This window comes from Tateyamaria omphalii, assembly GCF_014651375.1.
In the GTDB taxonomy this organism is placed as follows: Bacteria; Pseudomonadota; Alphaproteobacteria; order Rhodobacterales; family Rhodobacteraceae; genus Tateyamaria; species Tateyamaria omphalii.
In genome coordinates, this window is the sequence record NZ_BMWT01000001.1 from 1,078,076 (window position 1) to 1,094,245 (window position 16,170).

Sequence of the window (16,170 nt, forward strand, 5' to 3'; positions counted from 1 at the left end):
CGCGATGTTGACCCTGCTTTCTGGTCCGTGGCGACACGTAATCCCGCAAGTCGGGAGCGATTTCGCCGACATTTCCATTACGTAGCCAGAGCCCAAAAAACCTTTTCCCCGAACACACCTCTGCCTTCAACAAAATCAAAACTTTGGAGAACCCGATGCGCAAGACCGTCTTGACGGCTGTGACCGCGCTATTTTGCGGTGGCGCCCTAAGTGGCGTGTCCGCGGACACGCTGCTTTCAGCACAAAAACCTGTGACGAGTAACGTCCCTGACGCGATCGGCACGCTTGCCAGTATCACCGATGGTGACATGAGCAATGACGCGCCCTTCATATTCAACAATCAGGCGACAACAGATCGCTCAGTTACAATCGACCTAGGACGCGATGCCTATGTGACCCGTTTGGGAATTCACACTGGCAACATGTACCGATCGCAAGCCATTCGTAAATTCCGTGTCTGGTACTCGGAAGATGGAGAGAACTTTCTGAACGTTCTGGGCGCGACGCGGCAAGGTCTGACTTACTCGGACATCAAGCAGGAGATCGAGTTGGCGCAGCCGGTCAAGGCCCGCTTTGTCAAGTTCGAGAGCCTTGAACGCTGGGGTGCTTCCAAAATCCGAGAGATCGAGGTGTATGGATCGGAAGAAAAGCCGGAAATGGACACGCGGCACTTCTTCCCTCTGACCAAGGCTGATTTCCCGAAGGGCGAGGCAGATCCTGCGTTCCAGGCACGCACTCGCGAGCTGAATACTCAGGTGCTCAACCGGTTTGAGGAAAACCTCCCACGCGCGCATCCGCGTTTACATGGGGATCAGGCGCAATACTGGTCTTACTTCCGGCCCTTCGAGACGGCGACTGCGTCGGACTATCGAGGCGAAAACTACAGCTATGCAACGATCAAAAACATCTATTCGGTCTATAATCGCAACACGTATGGAATGAACAAGGCGGGGTGGAACTATCCTCATACGCTTCGGAACATCCGTGCGGCGCGGTTCTATCTGGATGTGGATTTGAACCTGAGTGACAAGGATCTGCCGAAAGGCAACGGCGTGCGCGCAATGCAGGTCCTGCATTTGATCCGAATGATCGACGCTTGCCTCGAATTCGACCCGAATTGCCGTTTCTCTCAGGCCAACAGCGACACGCCAATGCACGTCGAAGGTGAGCTTTGGGCGCTAAAACGCAAGTTCATCCGGTATGAATTCCGGGATTTTCAGCGCTACCTCACACCCGCCGCCAAACCGAAATTCGGCTGCCACAAGATTGACGGCAAAACCTTGCCACGCCCGGGGGCCTGGCATCATGGTGACGATGGGTGCCATTTTGATCTTGGTGCAATCCGCATGTTCCGTCCCTGGACAGCGATCATGGACTATTTCTGGGACGACAACAGGTACTGGGCCACGCCTGATGACAAGGCCGAAGTGCTGGATGTCATGACGTTCTACGCCAAGATGTATCTTGAACAATCCAATCCCAAACATCGAAAGCACTGGACAGTCTCACTTCAGAACAACTGGAATTCCATTACGGGTGAAGCTGCGTTGCGCTTTGCAACCTTGGTTTATGATGAACCCGGGTATGAGCAAATGGCCCAGGATTTGTTGTCTAATGTCCTGAAGTTTTCCTGGAACCATCGTCGCATATACATGGACGAGGGGATGTATCAGGAAGGCAACGGATACATGGCGACGGACTACGCCTCGACAGGGCCTACCAACAACTTCTATATGCGCACCATCGGTGAACCGATGCACGCCATGAAATGGGGCATCGGGACGGACACTGCGAAGTGGTATGTCAATGCTATCGCACCGGACGGCCATGCCGTCAATTTCGGTGACGCATGGAAAGTGCAGGGTGCCCGCAATGCTATCCCGTTGGACCTATTGCTTTGGGAAGAGATGATCGGCTTGAAAGAGCCTGGAACTAAACAGCTTTCTCAAACAGAACAGTGTGTGGCTGCGCGCTTCTTTGCCAACCACTACTTTGATGACGGCCTGTCCACACCAATGTTGTTTGGCGCACATCTGGCGCGTGATTGGTACACAGAGGCGGAAAACTGTGCTGATCAGTATGCGGAAGAGGAATACGCGGCTTACTTCCCTTTCAACGAGTCGGTGTTCCGAACCAATGCCGAGTTCGACACATGGGCCGCGGGCGGGGAAAACCCGTCGCTGCATGTCCGACAGTCCAACCAGAACATGATGGCAATGAGCTGCGTTCCGAACAATTTTCCACACCGGGAACTGGATTGCTTTGATATCAAATGGTCCGTGCAGGGCAGCCGTTTCATTGACGACACTGGCTATGGCGATTTCAACAAAGGCTACAACTACTATGAGGTGGATGGCACCAAAGGGCATGTCCCGCTGACCAGCGCCGACGATATGTTGGAGTTCTTTGTCAAGCCAGTCAAAAACGTCAACATGGACAAGGCCATTATCTTGCTGAACGTGGGTGGCAAGTCTCAGGGTATGTCCATAGGCGCTTGGATGGCGAATACCACGCCAGACGCAAATGGCTGGCATCATGTCAAGATTCCGCTGACATCCTTTGGTGCCATCAAGCCGGATCATTGGAATGCTGAAATCAATGGAGGCAAGGGGGTTGGATCCATCACCTTCCTACAGGCGAGCGGTATTCATCTCTTTAGAGAAGCAAGTTTTGGCGTCGACGAGATCAGCTTTACTCAGAGTACCGGCGCGAGCAAGCTATGGTACGGCGATGCCCGGACCGATTCCGTTGAAGGGGATGCACTGCAGTACAGCAAGCACCGCCTGTTTGCAACCGAGCGCGCGGGTAACGGGGCGAATGGCACCGATGGATGGCTCGAGATTGGGACAAACATCAAAGCTACCGGTCCTGTTGTGAGCTATTACCATGATGTTCCGGAAGACCGCGTTGTGCGAAACTACTATGACGGTTTCGCGGTGGGGGCGAACTCTCTCGTCATTCCCGAAGCGAAGTTTGTCGACAACTGGTTCGCTCGACCGGATCAGACACATGCTGGGCAGATCTTTGGTAAGGCGGCAACTGGCGATACGTTTGAAATTGATACACTTGAGGGCGATCAAGGCCTCAGAGGTGTCTATTTCGACGCGTCTGAAGTCTACGGCAAAAGCGTCAACGGGGGCTGGATGGAAAAGGCCATCCGTTACAAGATTGCGCTTCCCAAAGGCAACTTCATCATTGTTGATGATTTCCAGACCAGTCATGTTTCGGGGAACTCTGGCGAGCGTAAAAAGTCTCTGATCCAGGAGTTCTGGTATACACCGTATGACGATGTTCAGACCTGTGCCTTGCCACGTAATGGAGGCACAAGCCACCACGTGGACGTAACTTACTCCGGAGTGAATACTGTAGATTTCACGCCGCGTTGTATGATCCTGTTCCGTGGGGGCAACGTGACACCGGAAGCCAAGGGCCGGATGACAGCAGCGTCTTTGGCTGGTGACGTGGAGTTGAAGTTTGGACCACCGTCGTTCATGGCGGATGATCCTTACTTCCGGCGTTTCGTCAACAATGACACGATCACGCAAGTCAATCGCAAACGCGGCACTGATGTGCGTCGCCTGATGCGTTTTGAACCGCCTGAAGCTGTCAGCGAAGACACGCGTGCATTCCTCTTCCAAGGTGCATTGGATCATCCAAACCCGGATGAAGCGCTCAAGCCGCAAAGCCTGGAGGTCACCACTGACCCTCAAGTATGCGTCACGGAAAGCTTCTGTGTGATCGCGACTATTGGTGAGGATACCTATACCCTGAATTTCGACGGTATTTGATATCTGAAGTCAGTTTTGGGGCTGCGCCAGTCGCCCCAAAAAGAAAAAAGCGGCCCGGAAACGGCGCCGTTTTTTTTTGCCATTGTCAGGCGTTGCTACTAGGCCGCGTCAGGGCGTGACATAAACTTGGGGTGCAATGGCAAGGAAGCGGCCCCTGCGGCCAGAGCGTCCTGACCAAAAGAACTGGGAATGATCGCTACGTCTTCGGAAAGAGCGTCGTCGATGGTGTCGATTAGAACCTGTAGATGGTCATTTGGTACATGTGTGGCCAGAACGACAGTCGGAATGCGGGCAAGAAAGGACGCGGCGCTGATCATGTCCCTGACCGCTTTTGCAGCGGCTGTGATCCAAGATGTATCCGCTTGGCCGATGCCTACTGGCGACGTCGTGTGAAATGGCGGAGGCGTTTGGCCCGAGTGAATACGGCCGCTTAGACACAGGCGAGGGTGCAGGCTAGAGTTTATGTAACAATATAGAAAATCTCCGGAGCGCCGCGTCGCGCCAAAGAGCGTTTCCGCGCTGGCCAGTGCCGTTACATCGTTTTGGATGAAGGTTTCAAGCCGCGTATGGTTTTCAAGCAGTTCTTCCAAGTCCCGAACCGCGTCTTCCTGATCATCGAAGTCATCTGAAAGAGATATGCCTACACCGGCGATCAGCTCTCTCATTTTTGGAGTGCACGTGTTCAGGAGACGATCCACCATCGCAATCAAATCCGACCCAAGCCGATCATCACTTGCCGCCGGCGCTTGCACGGTGTCGACGATTTGGCCCGTGAAGTTGACAATTGCGCCGCTCAATTGACCTTCTCCCACATTGACGCCCAGAGAAAACGCGCCCTCCGGGTTCAAGATAATCGGCGTTGTCGGAGGACCGACACGCCCACGGACCGCTTCGCCTTTTACGATCAGGTTGTCGGCCTCCAGTGCGCGGACAATGACCGAGATCGTTTGCGCGGACAGACCACTCTCTTGCCCAAGTTGGAGTCGGGTCATGCCATCATTCCGCAACAGTAATGAGGTTATCAGCCGTTCATTCAGGGTGCGCGCTAGTACTTGGTTCATGCCGCTTGCGGTATTGGACACCCGCACAGCGGGTGGGGGGGCGAATCTCATGTCTGGCAAGGTCAGTCTCCGCTGCTGCTCATATTGCTCTTAAGCGCCTTGCGGCTCTTCGGGTAGCCATCCGATGGACACGACCTCTTCTGCGATGGCCTGTCCCAGCGCAAGATGCGCGGCAGCATCGAGGTGAAATCCATCGGCATCGCTTGATTTGACCACGATGGCTGAATCAAAGAAGTGCACTTCATGCATCTCGGCAATGCGTTCGTATTCGGCTGCTAAAGCGCGTGATTTCTCCGGTGCACCTTGAAAGACACCCGACCAGTCCTTCAAATCCAGTGCCGTCGGTGGCGGTGCGACTACGAGCATCTCGGGAACGCCCCCATTGATACCGGCTGGCATCGATTTCACATCGGAAATGAGCGCACCGACCCCCATCGCGATCTCTCCGGGTGTTTTGTTAAAGCGGATCTTCAGATCATTTGTGCCAAGCATGAGGATCACCAGGTCGAGTGGCTTGTGGCTCATGATGCAGGGGCGCAGATACGTGCGACCATTCTTTTCGGCCCCTTCAATCGGGTCGTCGCTGACTGTTGTTCGACCACTCAAACCTTCTTCGATCACCATCCAGTTCGGGCCAAGCGCTTGTCTCAGCACACCCGGCCATCTGACGTCGTGAGGGTATCTGTCGTCCGGCAAACTGGCGGTTGTTTGCCCATATGTATTCGAGTCTCCGTAACAGAGTACTGTCCGCATGTGGTTCTCCAGGTATTCTAAGGCAATGATTTTAATTTGCTTTTTTCATTGGTGCCATTTCGCGTCAGGCTCGAAGCTAGGTGTCTTGTGAAGTTCAGTCAATAATCATTCACTCTGAATTATTATTATTGACATCATATCTGAATTCGGGCTGTGTCGGTCAAAGCTTCGTTCAGAGGTGCATGAATCACCCCAAGAACGGCAACCAAACAAAAGGGGAGGAACCAATGACAATTTTAAAAAGACTGAAGGCCGCAGTGACTGCCGTCGCGTTGAGTCTTGCTGCTGTTTCTGGAGCGATAGCCGATGAGAATGGGCCAATACTTGTGGTCAGCGGCCCGCTGTCTTGGCCTTTCTTCGCCGCCGTTAAACAGGGTTTCGATGATGGAGCCGAAACATTCGGGCTGGACTACCAGTACATCGCGGTCACAGACACATCGAACATGACCAGCGACTACCCGCGTTTGCTTCAGCAGGCGATCAGTCGCAATCCGCGGATGTTGTTGGTCGGTGAATTTTTCCCGGACGGCATGGATCCTCTGATCAAGGAAGCTACGGCCTCCGGTATTCCGGTCCTCATTCACAATTCCGGCCAAACCCTTTGGGAACAGAACGGCTCAATCGGCTTCATCGGTGAAGACCCGTTTCAAATGGGATACAAGGCCGGAGAGATTCAAGCCAAAGCAGGTGTGAAGCTGGGGCTGTGCTTCAATCAGGTGCCAGGTAACCCGACAGTCGAAGAACGGTGCAACGGTTACGTCGCTGCAATGGAAGAAGCAGGCGTTGAAACCATTTACCAGACCATCGGAACAGGCGATGCAACAAACCCGCAGGCAATGACGCAGGCCATTAAGGGTACATTGCAAGCAAATCCGGGCATCGACGGCATTTACACCTTGAATGCTGTGCCTGCGATGTCGGCGTTGCGCGCTGTCGATGAGGTTGGCCGCAAAGGTGACGTTATGGTCGGAACGGCGGATTTGTCCAACGAAGCATTGCTGGCCATCCAGTCCGGCGACTTGGCATTCGCCATGGATCAGCAACCCTATTTGCAAGGATTCATGTCGATGCAGGTTGCCTTTCAATACCTGAATTACGGTTTGCAACCCATTGGGCACGTCAAAACCGGCCCCCTCGTTATTGACAGTTCAAACGTTGATTCAACGCTTGAAGTGAACCGGAAACATGCAGGGGTTCGTGGCGCATCCTAAGCGCCACCATTCTTGCCGCAGATGCAGTTGAAACGCCAAAGAGGCCAACTTTGAAAAACTTTGTGCGACGTCCGGAGGCTGGGGCATTTGCCGCCTTTCTCTTGACCTACCTTTTCTTCCTGGCGGCCACACCAGGAACAGGGTTTGTATCAATCAATGGCACGGCCGGGTGGCTGAACCTGGCCGCTGAGCTTGGCATCGTGGCGATCCCGGTTGGTCTCTTGATGATTTCGGGTGAGTTCGACCTTTCGATCGGGTCGACCGTTGGTGCGTCTTCGATGATCCTTGCGCTGGGCACCAATCAGTTTGGTGCGCCAACCTGGCCAATGATTGGTCTTGCTCTGATGGCCGGCGCGGCGATTGGTCTTGCCAACGGAATGGCCGTTGTGAAGACCAAGTTGCCCAGTTTCATCGTCACGTTGGCGACCAATTTCATCGTGATCGGTGCCACCATGGGCATTTCACGCCTGATTGCGAACGTGACTTCGGCATCCATTTTTGCGTCAGACAGTGCAAAGTTGGCCTTTGCGACGCGGCTGGGACAAGCAAACATCTCCATTTTGTGGTGGGTGCTTGTGGCCTATATCGGCTACCGCATTTTGAGCAAAAGCACTTTTGGGAACTGGATCTACGCGACCGGCGGAAATGAGGATGCGGCACGGGCCGCAGGTGTGCCGGTCGAACGCGTCAAAATCATGCTCTTTGTCGCGACTGGCGTGTGTGCCGCCCTTGTTGGCATCCTGCAGGGTGTTCAGTGGAATTCGGGCAACTCGACCTACGGTATGGGCTACGTCTTTCAAGCACCCATCGTGGTGGTGATCGGAGGTGTATTACTGACCGGCGGGTATGGGTCTGTCATCGGGATTGTCCTTGGCACAGCGTTGTTTGGCGTGATTTCCAGCGGAATCTTCTACACAGGTTGGAACACGGACTGGATTCAGCTGTTCCTAGGTTTGCTGCTCGCCCTTGCGGTGCTTGCCAACAACTATGTCCGGCGCCTTGCGCTGACCGCATCATAGGGAGTGTTGGGCATGGCGGATACGCTTATGGAATTGCGCAATGTCGACAAGTTCTTTGGTTCGACCAAGGCGCTCAAAGACGTTTCGATGTCGGTACAGCCTGGCAAGATTTTGTGCTTGCTTGGCGACAACGGCGCCGGGAAGTCCACTCTGATCAAGGTCTTGTCGGGCTATCATCAGCCCACGAACGGTCAGATTGTTTTCGAAGGGCAGGAAACGCGGTTTTCCGGTCCCCGCGAGGCCCGTCAGCGTGGAATTGCGACAGTGCACCAGAACGTCGGATCTATCCCGCTCATGAGTGTTGGGCGCAACTTCTTTTTGGGTGCAGAGCCGGTCACGGGCCGTTGGCCGTTTCGTAGGATCGACACGCAAAAGGCCAATGCAATCGCTGTTGAACAGATGCAGAAGTTTGGCCTGACCCGCGTCACCAACGGTGATCAGCTCGTCGGAACCATGTCCGGTGGAGAGCGTCAGGTGCTGGCCATTGGGCGCGCCATGTATTTTGGGGCCAAGATGCTGATTCTGGACGAACCGACCTCGGCCTTGGGGGTCAAGGAGGCGTCCATTGTACTCAAGATGATGCGTATTGCCCGTCAGAACGGCGCGGGCATCGTGTTCATCACCCATAATGCCCGCCATGCCATGAGCGTTGGCGATGACTTCTGCGTCCTCATTCAAGGAGAAGTGGCAGCACGGTTCAAACGCAACGAAAAGAGCCGCGAAGACGTCCTCAACCTGATGGCCGGGGGCGAAGACATGACTGAACTCGAAGACGACCTAGAGCAGATAGATTAATCAACATGACCTACTTCATCGGAGTGGACGTGGGCACTGGAAGTGCGCGCGCCGGATTGTTTGACGTGGAAGGGAACATGCTGGCGGCATGTTCACACGAGATACAGACTTGGCATCCTCAGCCCAATTTCGCCCAGCAGTCCACGGCCGATATCTGGGCCGGGATTTGCCACTGCGTTCACGACATTATCCGTCACACTGAAACGGATGTGCGGCAGATTTCCGGCATTGGCTTTGACGCAACCTGTTCACTGGTTGTCGCGGGCTCCAAGGGCGCACCCGTCTCGGTGTCGCCTGATGGTGCGCCTGAGCAGGATGTCATCCTGTGGGCAGACCACCGGGCAACCGACATCGCAAAACGGATCGATGCCACGGGGCACGAACGGTTGAATGCCTCGGGCGGCACCATCTCGCCGGAAATGCAGATACCCAAACTGGTTTGGCTGAAGGAGAACATGCCCTTTGCTTGGAACGATGCGGTATATTTCTTTGACCTACCTGACTGGCTCACATGGAAAGCCAGCGGATCCCTAAAGCGATCGCTATGTTCGGTTGTCTGCAAATGGACATACCGCGGGGAGAAGGGCGAAAACGGACAGGGCTGGGACAGCTCCTTCTTCAAGCAGGTTGGTCTTGGTGATCTCGCTAGCGAGAACTTCCGTCGTATTGGGCAGGAAATGGCAGCGCCTGGAGAACCATTGGGTAGTTTGACCGAAGACGCCGCGCGCGACCTTGGTCTATCACGAAAAACGCGTGTGGCAGTCAGCATGATCGACGCCCATGCAGGTGCGCTTGGCACGTTTGGTTGCGCCGGAGATGGGGCGACGATGGCGCTCATTGCCGGCACATCTGCATGCCACATCACTTTGTCCGGAACGCCAGCTTATGTACCCGGCGTCTGGGGACCTTATCTTGGCGCGGTCCTTCCCGGTCTCTGGGTCAACGAAGCCGGGCAGTCCTTGGCAGGGGGCGCTTTGGACACGATCATCAACCGTCATGCTGCCGGGTTCGAACTGCGTTTTAATGCTTCACAGGCAGGTAAAACACCCCATGAATATTTAGAGAGCAGTCTTCTCGGTTCTGGGGGGCGTGGCTATTATGATCATCGGGCGCGTGATCGTCACATCATCCCAGATTTCAATGGAAACAGATCACCGCTCGCGGACCCGCTGCGTTTGGGAATGGCAATCGGTCATAGCACCGCTGCCGATTTGGAAGACCTAGCGACCGAATACCTCGCGGGTGTACAATCCCTGGCATATGGAACGCGCCAGATCATTGAGCGGCTGGAAGAGCAATCTGTTCCGACGACGCAAATTGTTATGAGTGGTGGGTTGGCAAAGAACCGTGTGTATTGCCAGTCACATGCAGACATCACCGGTTGCAAAGTCGTCATTCCAGAACAGCCGGAACCGGTGTTGCTGGGGTCGGCGATGCTGGCCGCGCGTGCATCCGGCGCATATTCGACCACGCTGAAGGCAATGCACGGGATGTCAAAAGGGGGGCAAACCCTGATGCCGCGCCCCGATGTTCGTCCGTTTCATGACAAGAAATACAATGTCTTCAAGGGTCTGCAGGGGCACTATCAATCGATACAAATGATTATGCATGGGTAATGAGGCGTACATGGAACGCGGCAATACAGTCTATTTGTTTGCAAGTGGTGACAGCAGGCTCGCCGCCAACGTGACGTGCTGGCCAGCGCAAAGCGATATGGAAACGGCAGTCATTAGAGAGGTGGAAGCGCTTGGCTATAGTGTTGAGCGCGCGCATCCCTTCGATCCTGAAAAAGGCCATGGCTTCCTCGACAGCCAGCGTGCGGGTCTTGATGCGGTTGCATCAATCCCGACAGACGCCCCAGTGATCGTCGCCGAAGCCGTCTGGCAGTATTCGCATCACATTCTGCCCGGTTTGATCGGTCATGAGGGACCAATCCTCACGGTTGCGAATTGGTCTGGGCAATGGCCGGGGCTGGTGGGCATGCTGAACCTCAATGGATCGCTCGCCAAGGCAGGGACAATGTATTCAACGCTTTGGAGTGAAGATTTCACTGATGCCTTGTTTCGAACCGGGTTACGCGCTTGGTTGGAGCGGGGAGTGACCACCCATCCGCATCCCCATGTGGCAACGTTCGACATGTCCCTGGTGCCATCGAAACACCAAAAGATTGCGACCGGAATTGCGGCTGATTTACTTTACCGAAAGACGATCATGGGGGTCTTCGACGAGGGATGCATGGGCATGTACAACGCCATCATCCCGGATGAGCTTCTGGCACCGCTTGGTGTGTTCAAGGAACGTCTGTCTCAATCGGCATTGTACGCCGAAACGATGAAGGTTCCTGAACGAGAAGGGCAGGCCGTTTGTGAGTGGATGGTTGCCCGAGGTTTGCATCTTGATCTTGGCAGTGATCCGGCGTCTGAACTCACACTTGATCAGGTTCTACTGCAGTGCCGGATGTATGTCGCAGCCGTCCGAATGGCGGACAGTTTTGATTGTGATCTGATCGGCATCCAGTACCAGCAGGGCCTCAAGGATTTGCTGCCGGCGTCCGATCTGGTGGAAGGGATGTTGAACAACGGTGACCGCCCGCCGGTAACCCGCGCGGATGGCAGCGTTATCCGCCCCGGTGCGCCAATTGTCCATTTCAATGAAGTAGACGAATGTGCCGGTTTGGACGCCTTGCTGATCAATCGCGTTCACCAGGCGCTGGGTCAGCCTGTCGAGACAACCCTGCATGACATTCGTTGGGGCGATGTCGACCGCAGCGGGACCCGAGACGATTTCATCTGGGTTTTTGAGATTTCTGGGGCTGCGCCACCAGCGCATCACATTGATGGCTGGGCCGGTTCGGAAAGCAAACGCCAGCCTCCAATGTATTTCCCGTTCGGCGGAGGTACTCTGTCGGGTGTGGCCAAGCCGGGTAGCATTATCTGGTCGCGCGTCTATGTTGAGGATGGCGGTCTGTGTCTTGATATGGGGCTAGGCCACAGTATCGCATTGCCATCATCTGAAACCCGGCGCCGCCGTGATGCAACCACGCCGGAATGGCCGATCATGCACGCTACTTTGACCGGCGTGGACCGCGACCAGCTGATGGGCCGCCACAAATCCAACCATATCCAGGTTGTGTACGCCGATGACGACGTTGCAGCTCTCGATGCTTTGTACGTGCGAGCGGCACTGGCGCATCAGCTGGGGATCAAAGTGGCAATCCTAGGACTGGGAACAGATTTTAATCCAGCCTGATCGCCTTTGCGACGATTTGAAAGCACGCCTGTTGTGTTTTGGTGGCCTGCTATTGTAGGTCACCAAATGCTTTTGCTAGCCGTTCCACCGCTTCCTGGACTCGTGCGCGCGGCGTTGCGATGTTGAAACGCAGCCAGCTATCTCCACCCTTGCCGAAGGTGGGCCCGTGGTTGACCGCGATGCAGGCATCCTTTTCGACCCGTTTTGTAAACTCTTCGCGTGCCATTCCAGTACCATCGAAATCAACCCATGACAGGTAAGTTGATTCCAGCGGCATGGAGTAGAGCCCGGGGATGGCGTTGACGGCCTCGTCAAACAGTTTTCTGTTCCCGTCGAGGTAGGTGACCAGTTCGTCAACCCACGCAGCCCCTTCCGGTGAGTAAGCGGCCGTTGCCATGAACAGGCCGAACGAGTTTGGTGAGAGGCCCAACCCAGCCATCCGTTGGGCGAACTTGGCGCGCAGGTCCGGATCGGCGATGATCACATTGCCTGAGTGGCTTCCTGCGATGTTGAACGTCTTGGTCGTGGCCGTCATCATGATCAACCGATCCTCGATCCCCGGAATGTGGGACATCGGAATGTGCGTGTGGCCAGGCATGACAAGGTCGTGATGAATTTCGTCCGACACCAGGATCAGGTTGTGGCGTTTGACAAAGGCTGCGACGCCTTCCAGCTCTTCGCGCGTCCAGACCCGTCCGCCGGGGTTGTGGGGGGAACAGAGGATCAGCATGGTTTCTGATCCGTCCATTTGCGCATCCCACGCATCGAAGTCCATGGTGTAGCGCCCATCGGTCATGGACATTTCACATTCGACCACCCGCCGGTCATTGGCTTTGATGACCCGGGCAAAGGCGTGGTACACGGGTGTCATCAGCACGACGCCATCGCCGGGTTGGGTGAACGTATCCACGCACATGGCCGTTCCGTTGACCAGTCCATGGGTGGTAAAGATCTGGTCAGCGTGCACAGTCCAGTTGTGCCGTTCCTTCATCCACCATTGGATTGCTGCGCGGTATTCGCTTTCGTCCCCGAAATACCCCATGATCCCGTGATCGACCTGGGCCTGCACCGCGTCCAGCACGCATTGCGGCGGGCGGAAATCCATGTCGGCCACCCACATGGCGAGGCCCTTGTCGCCGTCCACGCCATAGATCGCTTCCATCATGTCCCATTTCACGCAATGGCTGCCGCGGCGGTCGATGATGGTGTCAAAGCTCATGGGTCTCTCCGGTTCCGATTTGGGCGCAGGCTAGCGTGCATATGGGCAGGTGCAAGGGGACATTGCGGTGTCGGGGGTGTTGGCTTACATGCAAGGGCATGAAACGACCCATAATCCTCCACCCTGATCCACGCCTGAAGAAGACGGCAGATGCCGTGTCCGATCTGTCGGACGAATTGCGTCGTCTGGCCGATGACATGTTGGAAACCATGTATGATGCGCCGGGCATCGGGTTGGCGGCCCCGCAGGTGGGCCAGTTGCAGCGCCTGATCGTGCTGGATTGCGTGAAGGAAGAGGGCGAAGCCCCACGCCCGCTGATCATGTTCAACCCCGAGATCGTGGCATCGTCCGACGAATTGAACACCTATGAGGAAGGCTGCCTGTCTATCCCCGAGCAGTTTGCCGACGTGACTCGCTCGGCTGAGGTCGAAGTGCGGTGGATTGATCGTGATGGCAAGGAACGGTCCGAGGGCATGGACGGTCTGTGGGCCACCTGCGTGCAGCACGAGATTGACCATCTCGATGGCAAGCTGTTCATCGACTACCTCAAGCCGCTCAAGCGCCAGTTGATCACGCGCAAGATGCAGAAGCTGAAACGGGAACGTGCCCGCGCATGAGCTTGCGCGAGATCCTGACATGGCCGCATCCGGCGTTGGAGGCGGTCTGTGAGCCAGTTGAGGCTGTAACCCCCGAGGTGCGCACCTTGGCCGAGGATATGCTGGAGACAATGTACGCCGCACCGGGGCGCGGTCTCGCCGCCCCGCAAGTGGGTGAGCTCTGCCGCCTGTTCGTCATGGATGTGACGTGGAAGGACGGGGAGCGCAATCCGGTCGTCTGCATCAACCCGGACATTCTGGAGCGCGGGGAAGAAGTTGCGCGCGCGGACGAGGGGTGTCTGTCCATCCCCAGTGTCACAGCACATGTCGAGCGACCTACCTCGGTCCGCATGGTCTGGACCGATCTGGAGGGCGTTGTGCAGGATCAGTGGCTGACAGGGTTCGCCGCGCTCTGCGCGCAGCACGAGTTGGATCATCTGGACGGCATCGTGACACTGGACCGAGTGGATGATGCGCAACGCACGACCATTCTGGACGCTTACGAGGTGCGGGTATGACGGTTCGCCCCTTTGTCCCTTGGCCGGACGCACGACTGCGCACGGCGGCCGAGGATGTGCCCGAGATCACCGAGGAAGTCCGCGAAATCTGGGCCGATATGGTCGAGACTATGGATGCCATGCCCGGCGTTGGCCTCGCGGCCCCGCAGATCGGGGTGATGCTGCGCCTTGCCGTGGTGGACGCCACGCAGGACCGCAGCCGCCGTATCCTGCTGGCCAATCCCGAAGTGCTGGAGGCCAGCAGCGAGATTGAGAAGCGCACAGAAGCGAGCCCAAACCTGCCCGGTGTCTCTGCCGAGATACCACGGCTCAAGACGGTCACGGTCCGCTTTCTGAATGCTGATGGCGTCATCGACCGCCGCACGTTTGAAGGGCTGGAAGCCCGCAGTGTGCAGCATCAGATCGACCACCTGGCAGGGCGAATGTATTTCGACAATCTGGGTCGGGTGAAGCGGGATATGCTGATCCGCAAGGCAAGAAAGGCCAGGTGACATGCGCGTGATCTTTATGGGAACGCCGGACTTTTCTGTCTCTACCCTGGATGCGCTGCATGCGGCGGGGCACGAGATTGTCTGTGTTTACACCCAGCCGCCGCGCCCAGCGGGGCGGGGGAAAAAGGACCGGCCCAGCCCTGTGCAGGCGCGGGCCGAAGCCTTGGGCCTGGAAGTGCGGCACCCTGTTTCGGTGCGCAATGCCGCGGCACAGGGCGAGTTTGCGGCGCTGAATGCAGAGATTGCCGTTGTCGTGGCCTACGGCTTGATCCTGCCGCAGCCCATCCTTGATGCGCCGACTCATGGCTGCCTGAACATTCATGCCAGCCTGTTGCCACGCTGGCGCGGGGCGGCGCCCATTCACCGGGCGATCATGGCGGGCGATGCCGAGACGGGCGTGTGCATCATGCAGATGGAGGCCGGGCTGGACACAGGGCCCGTCCTGATGCGCGAGGCGACGGCCATTGGCGCAACGGAAACAACGGCTGAGCTGCACGACAGGCTTGCCGGTCTTGGGGCCGCTTTGATCGTGAAGACGCTGGACCAGTTGCCTGCGCTGTCAGCTAAGCCGCAGCCTGAGCATGGCGTGACCTATGCCGCGAAGATCGACAAGGCCGAGGCAGCCATTGACTGGACACAGGATGCGTCTGTGGTCGACCGGAAAATTCGAGGGCTATCCCCCTTTCCTGGCGCGTGGTTCGACCATGACGGTACTCGGATCAAGGTGCTGGGTTCTGAACTGGCCGATGGCACCGGCGTGGCCGGGACGATCTTGGATGATGGTCTGACAATCGCCTGCGGTCAGGGCGCTGTGCGCCTGACCCACTTGCAACGGGCAGGCAAAGGCGCGCAGGATGCAGAAACGTTCCTGCGCGGCATGCCCTTGCCCAAGGGAACCCAATTGTAGGAGCGCCCATGTTTCCCACCCTGATCGGCACCGTCGTGATTGCGGGCATTGTCGGCTACATCTCGGAAAAATCGCGGTTTACCCATAATGGGATCGTGCAATCGATCATCATCTGCATCGGCGGCGCGTTCCTGTTTTACTTCGTCCGGCTGATGTTTGGATTTGGCTTTTCCAGTCCCGGGCTGAACGCGATTGTATCCTCGATTGGCGCGCTGATTATCGTTCCGACACATTGGAGGAAGTAATCATGCCTTGGGCGTTGGACTGACGGATCAGCGCTTGCGACTGTCCGCGCCATGCCCCGTTGTTCTGAAATTCGGACCAAGATGGCTGGATGGCTTGGCTGTGCGGAAATTCGGGCCCAAGTGACTGGATGGTTTGGCGGCGCGGACCCCGCTGGTGAACCGGTTTGGGGCCGGGCGCTGGATGACGTTTGGTTGCATGACGCTGCTGTTTGCGTTGCGCGTTGCGTTCTCAGCCGTGGCGGGGAGCGTCGTGCATATGAACGTCACGCCAATGATCATTTGAAGGTAGTGCTTTGGGTGAAACATGTGGTGCCTTCC

General features: G+C 56.4%; 15 protein-coding genes. 11 read left to right on the forward strand and 4 right to left on the reverse strand.

From position 1 onward, the window contains the following. Positions 1-155 precede the first annotated feature (155 nt). Positions 156-3,788 carry a discoidin domain-containing protein gene (locus IE087_RS05290; RefSeq protein ID WP_189368214.1) on the forward strand — a complete coding sequence of 1,211 codons (3,633 nt, stop codon included), beginning with the start codon at positions 156-158 and terminating at the stop codon, positions 3,786-3,788. A 98-nt stretch (positions 3,789-3,886) separates the two neighbouring features. On the opposite strand, the gene IE087_RS05295 is transcribed toward IE087_RS05290, so the two are convergent. Both IE087_RS05295 and IE087_RS05300 read right to left on the reverse strand, forming a co-directional pair. Further along, positions 3,887-4,900 (reverse strand): ROK family protein, encoded by a 1,014-nt coding sequence (locus IE087_RS05295; RefSeq protein WP_308425428.1) that lies wholly within the window; start codon positions 4,898-4,900, stop codon positions 3,887-3,889. A 39-nt stretch (positions 4,901-4,939) separates the two neighbouring features. Beyond that, on the reverse strand, positions 4,940-5,602 hold the full coding sequence (locus IE087_RS05300; protein WP_189368215.1) for an SGNH/GDSL hydrolase family protein: 663 nt from the start codon (positions 5,600-5,602) through the stop codon (positions 4,940-4,942). Positions 5,603-5,682: 80 nt separating this feature from the next. Here IE087_RS05300 and IE087_RS05305 point away from each other — a divergent pair, with 80 nt between their 5' ends. The 5 genes from IE087_RS05305 to IE087_RS05325 all read left to right on the forward strand — a co-directional run bounded on the left by IE087_RS05305 (position 5,683) and on the right by IE087_RS05325 (position 11,876). Further along, positions 5,683-6,813: a sugar ABC transporter substrate-binding protein gene (locus tag IE087_RS05305; protein WP_229801271.1), complete on the forward strand. Its 1,131-nt coding sequence runs from the start codon at positions 5,683-5,685 to the stop codon at positions 6,811-6,813. 62 nt (positions 6,814-6,875) lie between these two features. Beyond that, positions 6,876-7,832: an ABC transporter permease gene (locus IE087_RS05310; protein ID WP_189368217.1), complete on the forward strand. Its 957-nt coding sequence runs from the start codon at positions 6,876-6,878 to the stop codon at positions 7,830-7,832. 12 nt (positions 7,833-7,844) lie between these two features. Further along, entirely contained in the window at positions 7,845-8,627 is a 783-nt protein-coding gene (locus IE087_RS05315; RefSeq protein WP_189368218.1) for an ATP-binding cassette domain-containing protein, read from the forward strand. A gap of 5 nt (positions 8,628-8,632) precedes the next feature. Further along, positions 8,633-10,243: an FGGY-family carbohydrate kinase gene (locus IE087_RS05320; protein WP_189368219.1), complete on the forward strand. Its 1,611-nt coding sequence runs from the start codon at positions 8,633-8,635 to the stop codon at positions 10,241-10,243. A 10-nt stretch (positions 10,244-10,253) separates the two neighbouring features. Then, a complete protein-coding gene (locus IE087_RS05325) occupies positions 10,254-11,876 on the forward strand; it encodes a fucose isomerase (RefSeq protein WP_189368220.1) in 1,623 nt (540 codons plus the stop codon). A 49-nt stretch (positions 11,877-11,925) separates the two neighbouring features. On the opposite strand, the gene IE087_RS05330 is transcribed toward IE087_RS05325, so the two are convergent. Next, positions 11,926-13,095 carry a MalY/PatB family protein gene (locus tag IE087_RS05330; RefSeq protein ID WP_189368221.1) on the reverse strand — a complete coding sequence of 390 codons (1,170 nt, stop codon included), beginning with the start codon at positions 13,093-13,095 and terminating at the stop codon, positions 11,926-11,928. A 98-nt stretch (positions 13,096-13,193) separates the two neighbouring features. Between IE087_RS05330 and def (IE087_RS05335) the strand changes: the two genes are divergently transcribed. Genes def (IE087_RS05335) through IE087_RS05355 form a run of 5 tightly spaced genes read left to right on the forward strand, consistent with a single transcriptional unit; the run spans position 13,194 to position 15,852 of the window. Beyond that, positions 13,194-13,712 (forward strand): peptide deformylase, encoded by a 519-nt coding sequence (gene def / locus IE087_RS05335; protein ID WP_189368222.1) that lies wholly within the window; start codon positions 13,194-13,196, stop codon positions 13,710-13,712. After that, positions 13,709-14,209, forward strand: a complete 501-nt coding sequence (def, locus tag IE087_RS05340; RefSeq protein ID WP_189368223.1) for a peptide deformylase — start codon at positions 13,709-13,711, stop codon at positions 14,207-14,209. The genes def (IE087_RS05335) and def (IE087_RS05340) overlap by 4 nt, the downstream gene beginning before the upstream one ends. After that, on the forward strand, positions 14,206-14,700 hold the full coding sequence (gene def / locus IE087_RS05345; RefSeq protein ID WP_189368224.1) for a peptide deformylase: 495 nt from the start codon (positions 14,206-14,208) through the stop codon (positions 14,698-14,700). Before def (IE087_RS05340) ends, def (IE087_RS05345) begins: the two co-directional genes overlap by 4 nt. A gap of 1 nt (position 14,701) precedes the next feature. Continuing rightward, positions 14,702-15,607 carry a methionyl-tRNA formyltransferase gene (gene fmt / locus IE087_RS05350; protein WP_189368225.1) on the forward strand — a complete coding sequence of 302 codons (906 nt, stop codon included), beginning with the start codon at positions 14,702-14,704 and terminating at the stop codon, positions 15,605-15,607. An 8-nt stretch (positions 15,608-15,615) separates the two neighbouring features. Then, positions 15,616-15,852 carry a hypothetical protein gene (locus IE087_RS05355; RefSeq protein ID WP_189368226.1) on the forward strand — a complete coding sequence of 79 codons (237 nt, stop codon included), beginning with the start codon at positions 15,616-15,618 and terminating at the stop codon, positions 15,850-15,852. A 27-nt stretch (positions 15,853-15,879) separates the two neighbouring features. On the opposite strand, the gene IE087_RS05360 is transcribed toward IE087_RS05355, so the two are convergent. Beyond that, on the reverse strand, positions 15,880-16,158 hold the full coding sequence (locus IE087_RS05360) for a hypothetical protein (RefSeq protein ID WP_189368227.1): 279 nt from the start codon (positions 16,156-16,158) through the stop codon (positions 15,880-15,882). Positions 16,159-16,170: the final 12 nt, after the last annotated feature.